The organism is Streptomyces sp. 184 (assembly GCF_045781775.1).
Taxonomy (GTDB): Bacteria; Actinomycetota; Actinomycetes; order Streptomycetales; family Streptomycetaceae; genus Streptomyces.
The window spans coordinates 412908-420000 of the sequence record NZ_CP123230.1 but is presented as its reverse complement, the minus strand read 5'-3'; the positions used below and the strand labels follow the sequence as shown (position 1 = coordinate 420000).

8 protein-coding genes (1 of these 8 running past the window's edge) are annotated in these 7093 nt (G+C 75.2%); 2 read left to right on the top strand and 6 right to left on the bottom strand.

Annotated elements, in window-relative coordinates; translation table 11 throughout:
• On the top strand, nucleotides 1–363 hold the final stretch of the coding sequence (trpS, locus tag QBL21_RS01730; protein ID WP_407560178.1) for a tryptophan--tRNA ligase. 678 nt of this gene lie to the left of the window's left edge; the window shows 363 of its 1041 coding nt (coding positions 679–1041); its start codon lies beyond the left edge, outside the window; it ends in the stop codon at nucleotides 361–363.
• 6 nt (nucleotides 364–369) lie between these two features.
• Here trpS and QBL21_RS01725 read toward each other — a convergent pair whose 3' ends face one another.
• Nucleotides 370–1188: a DUF4097 family beta strand repeat-containing protein gene (locus QBL21_RS01725; RefSeq protein ID WP_407560177.1), complete on the bottom strand. Its 819-nt coding sequence runs from the start codon at nucleotides 1186–1188 to the stop codon at nucleotides 370–372.
• Between the two features lie 97 nt (nucleotides 1189–1285).
• Nucleotides 1286–3019 (bottom strand): sensor histidine kinase, encoded by a 1734-nt coding sequence (locus tag QBL21_RS01720; RefSeq protein ID WP_407560176.1) that lies wholly within the window; start codon nucleotides 3017–3019, stop codon nucleotides 1286–1288.
• Nucleotides 3020–3128: 109 nt separating this feature from the next.
• Between QBL21_RS01720 and QBL21_RS01715 the strand changes: the two genes are divergently transcribed.
• Nucleotides 3129–3953, top strand: a complete 825-nt coding sequence (locus QBL21_RS01715) for a DedA family protein (protein WP_407560175.1) — start codon at nucleotides 3129–3131, stop codon at nucleotides 3951–3953.
• Here the strand turns inward: QBL21_RS01715 and QBL21_RS01710 are convergent.
• The 4 genes from QBL21_RS01710 to QBL21_RS01695 form a co-directional block, all read right to left on the bottom strand.
• Nucleotides 3896–4627: a response regulator gene (locus tag QBL21_RS01710; protein ID WP_407560174.1), complete on the bottom strand. Its 732-nt coding sequence runs from the start codon at nucleotides 4625–4627 to the stop codon at nucleotides 3896–3898. The genes QBL21_RS01715 and QBL21_RS01710 overlap by 58 nt on opposite strands.
• A gap of 11 nt (nucleotides 4628–4638) precedes the next feature.
• Nucleotides 4639–5466, bottom strand: coding sequence for a pyrroline-5-carboxylate reductase (gene proC, locus QBL21_RS01705; RefSeq protein ID WP_407560173.1), 828 nt, complete (start codon nucleotides 5464–5466; stop codon nucleotides 4639–4641).
• Between the two features lie 67 nt (nucleotides 5467–5533).
• Nucleotides 5534–6271 (bottom strand): ABC transporter permease, encoded by a 738-nt coding sequence (locus tag QBL21_RS01700; RefSeq protein ID WP_407560172.1) that lies wholly within the window; start codon nucleotides 6269–6271, stop codon nucleotides 5534–5536.
• Nucleotides 6268–7062, bottom strand: a complete 795-nt coding sequence (locus tag QBL21_RS01695; protein ID WP_407560171.1) for an ABC transporter ATP-binding protein — start codon at nucleotides 7060–7062, stop codon at nucleotides 6268–6270. The genes QBL21_RS01700 and QBL21_RS01695 overlap by 4 nt, the downstream gene beginning before the upstream one ends.
• Between the last annotated feature and the right edge of the window lie 31 nt (nucleotides 7063–7093).

The following is a 7093-nucleotide window of genomic DNA, read 5'->3' as shown; positions in this document are numbered from 1 at the left end:
CCCGACACCGTGCGGCGGAAGGTGATGCGGGCCGTGACGGACAGCGGGGGTGAGGTGACGTACGACCGGGAGGCGCAGCCGGGGGTGACGAACCTGCTGGAGATTCTGGCCGGGTGCACCGGGCGGAAGCCGGCGGAGCTGGCGGGTGAGTACACGTCGTACGGGCAGCTCAAGCGCGACACCGCCGAGGCGGTGGTGGAGGTGCTGCGGCCGGTGCGGGAGCGGCATGCGGAGCTGAGTGCCGATCCGGGGTACGTCGAGGGGGTGCTGCGCCGCGGGGCGGAGCGGGCGCGGGGGCGGGCGCGGCCCCGGGTCGATGCGGCGTACGACGCGGCGGGGCTGCTGCCGGCGTTCGGCGGTTAGCGCGGGTCAGCCCGTCGGGCGGATGGTGACGCTGCCGTCGCCGGTGGTGGCGTCGATGCGGTGCGGGCTGGCGGGGTCGCGCGGGACGGTGACGTCGGTGCTGCCGTCGCGTACGTCGGTGGTGACCCGGTACGGGGCCTTCGGCACCTCCACCGTCAGGCCGCCGTCGCGGGTTTCGGCGGTGACCTGGTCCGGGGTTTCGGTGAAGCCGAGGTGGAGGCTGCCGTCGCCGAGCGAGGCGGCGACGCGGGCGGCGGTGAGGCCGGTGGCGCGGACGGAGCCGTCGCGCGCGTGGAGGTCGACGGGGCCTGCCGCGCCGTCGATGCGTACGGAGCCGTCGTGGGCCTCGATGGTCAGCGGGCCGCCGGCGTCCGCGACCTCCACCGCGCCGTCGCCGCTGGTGATGTCGAGGGAGGTGTCGAAGCCGTTCGCCTCGATGCGGCCGTCGCTGCCGTCGATCTTCACGGCGAGGTGGCGCGGGACCTCGACGCGGTAGCGGGAGTCGCAGCTCACGACGACGCCGCTGCACTTGGTGCGGAAGTGCAGGGTGTCGCCGTCGGCGGACCACTCGGTGCCGACCTTGCCGTTCCACTTCTCCGCCTTGAACCAGCGGGTGACGTCGATCTCGCCGCCCTCGCGGTCGACGGGCACCAGTTCCACCGCGGTGTCGTCGGCGTCGATCGTGAGGGTGGTGGCGTCGTCGCCGATGCTGAAGGTGCGGTGTTCGGCCTTGCCGTCGCCGACCGCCTGCGTGCAGGCCGTCGCGACGGCGGCGAGGGCCAGGGCGAGCGCGGGGGCGGCGAGGGCCGCGGGCTTCGGCTTCATGTCGTACGACGCTACGGAGGCGGGCGCCGGCGCCCCATCCGGCGGGCCACCGGGCCGCGGGTGGGGGTAACCCCCGGGCCGGGCCTGGGGGTACGGGCTACGGGTCGGCGTTGACCTTGTCCTTGTGGGAGAGCCGGTCGTCGGTGAAGCAGAGGCGGTAGGACGGGTCGAGGGTGAAGGGGGTGGTGCGGTAGATGAGGCAGTCGTCGGTGCCGGGCGGGTCGGCGGGGGCGGCGGCGGGGCGGGTGTTGACGTCGGCCTCGTAGGCGGGGAGGCGGCGTTCGACTTCGTCGCGGGGCTGGCCGATGCGCAGGGTGTCGTACGTGTCGGCGTCGAGGACGGCGCGGTAGGAGGTGTAGAGGTCGGCGCCGAAGAGCAGCACGCCGAGGACGGCGGTGCCGACGACCGGGACCCAGATCGCGTCGAGGATGCCGCGGCGTACGCGGCGGCGCGCGGCGGCCAGTTCGCGCCGGGCGGCGTATTCGCGCGGCGGGGCGGGGGCGGCGCCGGGGGTGAGGGGGAGGCGGGCGGTGACGGCGAAGCCGTCGTCCACAGGCTGTGCACGGAGCGTGCCGCCGGCGAGGCGGACGCGCTCGTCGAGACCGACGAGGCCGTAGCCGCCGGTCGGTGACGCCTTCGCCGCGCCGGGCGGCGGCGGGCCGTTGACCACGGTGGCCTCGGCGTGGTCGGCGTCGCGGCGCAGGCGCACGGTCACGGGGGCACTGGGGGCGTGTTTGGCGGCGTTGGTCAGGGCCTCCTGGACGACGCGGTGGATCGCCCGGTCGGCCACCGCGGGGAGCGGGGCGTTCCCCTCTTCGTCCCGTACCAGCTCCACCCGCATCCCCGACGCCGTCGCCCGCCGGACCAGCTCCTCCACCTTGTCGTCCGCCGGGTGCACCGGCGCGCCCTCGTCGTCCTCGCGGAGCAGGCCGATGACCTCGCGCAGGCGCTCGGTGGCCGTCGCCGCGGCCTCGCGCAGTTCGGCGGCCTCCCGGCGGGCGGTGTCGTCGAGGCCCGGGGAGACCTGGAGGGCCGCGGCGCGTACGGCGATGAGGGTCAGCTCGTGGCCGAGGGAGTCGTGCATGTCGCCGGCGATACGGGAGCGCTCGCGCATCCGGGTGCGGTCGGCGGTCAGCTCCTGCTCGTGCTCCAGCCGCTCGGCCAGCTCCCAGCCGGTGCTGACGAGCGCGGCGTGCTGGCGCGCGTACCGGCCGAGCAGCCACGGGAGCACCATCGCGAAGATCACGGTGAGGACGAGGGTCGCCCAGCCCGAGAACGTCGCGTCGGGCACGGTGCGGGCGAGCACGAGGCCGGCCGCGGCGACCGCGCCGAAGAGCAGGAGTGCGCTGCGCGGGCGGTCCGTGCGGCGGCCGAGGAGGAAGGAGAGGGCGACCTGGGCGAGGACGAACTGGTTGGTGAACAGCTCGGGCGTCGTGGCCAGCGCCAGCGCGGCGGGGATCGCGGCGGCGAGCAGGGGCCGGCGGCGGCCGACGGCGACGGCGAGCGCGAGGAGGGGGACGGCGGCGGCGCGGATCCAGCCGAGGTCGAGGCCGGCGGCCTGCTCGGCGCCGGGCAGGCCGCCGGCGGTGACGGCGGGGAGGCTGAGGACCAGCCAGAGGAGCAGGTCGGCGGCGCGTTCGCTGCGCAGGACGCGGCGGAGGGCGTGGGGCAGGGCGGGGCGGCGCCGCCGGGGGCGGTCGGGCTGGCCGTGACGGTCGGGCTGGTCGAGCTGCCGGGGGTGGTCGCCTGCGGGGCGGTCGCCTGCTGTGCGGCGGAGGCGGTCGGGCAGCGTGCGTCGCAGGGTGCCGGGCAGCCGGTCGGTGCCGGTCATGCGGCCACGGTACGGCGGGCGGGGGCCGCCGGGCACCTGACGAAAGTCATGGATGGGTCCTGACTTCGGTGCGCGGCGGCGCACCGGCCGCGTACCTAGCGTGAACTGCATGAATGACGCGATCATCCACGCCGTCGAGGGCGTGGTCAGCACCCCGTGGGTGTACCTGGCGCTCTTCGGCATCGCCGCGCTGGACGGCTTCTTCCCGGTGGTGCCGAGCGAGACGCTGGTGATCACGCTGGGGGTGTTCGCCGCGGCCGACGGGCAGCCGGACGCGGTGCTCGTGGCGGCGGTGGCGGCCGTGGGGGCGCTGACGGGCGACCACATCTCGTACGCCATCGGGCGTCGCGCCGGGCCGCGGGTCTTCGACCGGCTGCGGCCGGGGAGCCGGGCGCAGCGGGCGTACGAGCGGGTGGGCCGGATGCTGGCGGAGCGGGGCGGGCTGGTGCTGGTCGTGGCCCGCTACATCCCGGGCGGGCGGACGGCGGCCACGCTCACGACGGGGGCGACGGGCTTTCCGCGCCGGACGTTCACGCGGTACGCGGTCGTCGCGGCGGTGACCTGGGCGGCGTACGGGACGACGCTCGGCTACGTCGGCGGCGCGGCCTTCGAGGACGAGCCGCTGCGGGGGGTGGCTTTGGGTCTGGGGCTGGCGTTCGGCATCACGCTGCTGCACGAGGGCGTACGGACCCTCCGGCTCCGGCGCGCGGGGGCCGGGGCGGGCGCGGATGCGGCTGCGGCTGCGGCTGCGGATGCGGATGCCGCCGGTGCCGGTGTCGCCGGTGCGGCGCATCCGGTGGGCGGCGCGGCGGTCGGCCGGGGGGAGGCCGCCGGGCGGCCGGCGTCGGACGCCGGTCGCGGCGGCGATGTCGCCGGCTACCGCGGGCCCTGCCCCGGGGACTCCTCCTCGGCGCCGGCCAGGCCGGCTTCGTAGGCGAGGATGGCGGCCTGGACCCGGTTCTTCACCTCCAGGCGCGCCAGCACCTGGCTGACGTACGCCTTCACCGTGCCCTCCACCAGGTGCAACCGCCCGGCTATCTCCGCGTTCGACAGTCCGGCGCCGACGAGCGCCAGCACCTCGCGCTCCCGCGGCGAGAGCGCCGTGGCGCGCTCGCGGGCCTCCTTCTCGCGGGTCAGCCGGCCGCCGCTGACCCGCTGGATGACGCGGCGGGCGACGTGCGGCGAGAGGTACGAGGCGCCGCCGGCGGCGGCGCGGACGGCGGCCATCAGCTCGTACGGATCACCGGACTTGAGCAGGAAGCCGGCGGCGCCGCTGTCGAGGGCACCGGCGATGTACTCGTCCTCGGAGAACGTCGTCAGCATCACCACCGCCGTCCCCGGCGCGGCCCGGCGCAGCTCCTCGGCGGCGCCCAGGCCGTCGAGCACCGGCATGCGGATGTCGAGCAGGGCGACGTCGGGGCGGTGCCGCCGGGTCAGCTCGACGGCCTCGCGGCCGTCGCCCGCCTCGGCGACGACCTCGATGTCGTCCGCGGCGGCGAGGATGGCCCGCACCCCGCCGCGGACCATGGCCTCGTCGTCGGCGAGCAGCACGCGGATGGGCTCCCGCCCGGAGGCGGCCGGCGCGTCGGGGGGCGGCTGCGGTGTCATCGGCGGTTCCCCTACGCGCGCTTGCCGTCGGGGGCCGGGCCCGCGCCCAGTTCCCTGCTGCGGTCGCGGGCCGCTTCGATCGCCGCGATCAGGGCCGCCCGCACGCCGTGGTTCTCCAGTTCGCGGATGGCGTTGATCGTCGTCCCCGCCGGGGACGTGACCGCCTCGCGGAGCTTGACCGGGTGCTCGCCGCTGTCGCGCAGCATGACCGCGGCGCCGATGGCGGCCTGCACGATGAGGTCGTGCGCCTTCTCGCGGGGCAGGCCCAGGAGGATTCCGGCGTCGGTCATGGCCTCCACGAGGAAGTAGAAGTACGCCGGGCCGGAGCCGGAGAGCGCGGTGGCGGCGTCCTGCTGCGCCTCGGGGACGCGCAGCGTCTTGCCGACGGGCTTGAAGATCTCCTCGGTCCGCGCCATGTGCTGCTCGACGGCGTGCTTGCCCGCGGAGATGACGCACATCCCCTCGTCCACGAGCACCGGCGTGTTCGGCATGACGCGGACCACCGGCGCGCCTTCCGGCAGCCGCTCCTCGAAGAAGCCCGTGGGGATGCCGGCCGCGGCGGAGACGACCAGCCGGTCCGCCGGCATGTGCGGCGCGAGGTCGTCCAGCAGCGTGCCCATGTCCTGCGGCTTGACGGTGAGGATGAGGGTGTCGGCGCGCTTGGCGGCGTCGCCGTTCGAGACGGGCTCGACACCGTAGCGATTGCGCAGCTCTTCCGCGCGGTCGGGGCGGCGGGCGGTCACGAGCAGGTCGTCGGGCGACCAGCCGGCGCGGATCATGCCGGAGAGCAGCGCCTCGCCGATCTTGCCGGCGCCGAGTACGGCGACTTTCTGGGTCATGCCGTCCATCCTCGCACCGCTCCCCGACACCCCGCGAAGTTATCCACAGGCCGGACAGGGCCGCAGGTCACGCCGTACGCCGCCGGAGCGTCACGGCGCCGAGGGCGAGCACCAGCGCCGCGCTGCCGCCGACCACCGCGATGTCGCGGAGGAAGGCGCCGGTGACCTGGTCGCTGGCGAGCACCTCGTTCATCGCGTCCACGGCGTACGACATCGGCAACACGTCGGAGATCGCCTCCAGCACCGGCTGCATCGAGTCCCGCGGCGCGAACAGCCCGCACAGCAGCAGTTGCGGGAAGATCACCGCGGGCAGGAACTGCACCGCCTGGAACTCGCTCGCCGCGAACGCGGACACGAACAGCCCGAGCGCCGTGCCCAGCAGGGCGTCCAGCAGCGCGACGACGAGCAGCAGCCACGGCGACCCGGCGAAGCCGAGGTCCAGGAACCACACCGCGAGCCCGGTGGCCAGCGCCGCCTGGACGACGGCCAGGGCGCCGAAGGCGAGGGCGTAGCCGAGGATCAGGTCGCCCTTGCCGAGCGGCATGGCGAGCAGCCGCTCCAGGGTGCCGGAAGTGCGTTCGCGCAGGGTGGCGATGGAGGTCACCAGGAACATGGTGATGAGCGGGAAGATGCCGAGCAGCGAGGCGCCGATGGAGTCGAAGGTGCGCTTGTCGCCGTCGAAGACCCAGTAGAGCAGCATGATCATGACCAGCGGCACGCCCAGGATCAGGGCGACGGTGCGGCGGTCGTGGCCGAGCTGCCGCAGGACGCGGCGGGTGGTGGCGAGGGTGCGGGTGGCGTTCACGGGGTGGCCTCCTCGGGGTGCCCGTTGTCGTCCGCGGGCCGTTCCTTCGCGCGTTCCGCGTCGACGAGCCGCAGGAACGCCTCCTCGACCGTCTCGCTGCCGACCCGCGCGCGCAGCCCGTCCGGGGTGTCGTCGGCGAGGATCCGCCCGGCGCGCATGAGCATCAGCCGGTCGCAGCGCTCCGCCTCGTCCATCACGTGTGACGAGACGAGCAGCGTCGTGCCGCGGTCCTCGGCGAGCTTGTGGAAGAGCGCCCACAGGTCGCGTCGCAGGACGGGGTCGAGACCGACGGTCGGCTCGTCGAGCACGAGCAGTTCGGGGGTGCCGAGGAGTGCGACGGCCAGCGAGACGCGGGAGAGCTGGCCGCCGGAGAGGCGGCCGGTGAGCTTGTCGCCCTCGTCGGTGAGGTCGACGTCGGCGAGGGCGCGTCGGGCCCGCGCGTGGCGTTCGGCGCGGGAGGTGCGGGGTTCGAGGACGGCGGCGAAGTAGTCGAGGTTCTGGCGGGCGGTCAGGTCGCGGTAGACGGACGGCACCTGGGTGACGTAGCCGATGCGGTGGCGCAGGGTGGCGGTGCCTGCGGGTTCGCCGAGGACGTCGAGGGTGCCGGTGACCCGGGCCTGGGTGCCGGCGATGGCCCGCATGAGGGTGCTCTTGCCGCAGCCGGAAGGGCCGAGCAGGCCGGTGACCTGGCCGCGCGGGACGTCGAAGTCGAGTTCGTGGAGCACGGTGGCGCCGCCGCGGACCACGGTCAGCCCGCGGGCGTGGACGGCACCCTCCCCGATATTCATCATGTGTTGAATATCGGGGAGGGTGCGGAGCGCT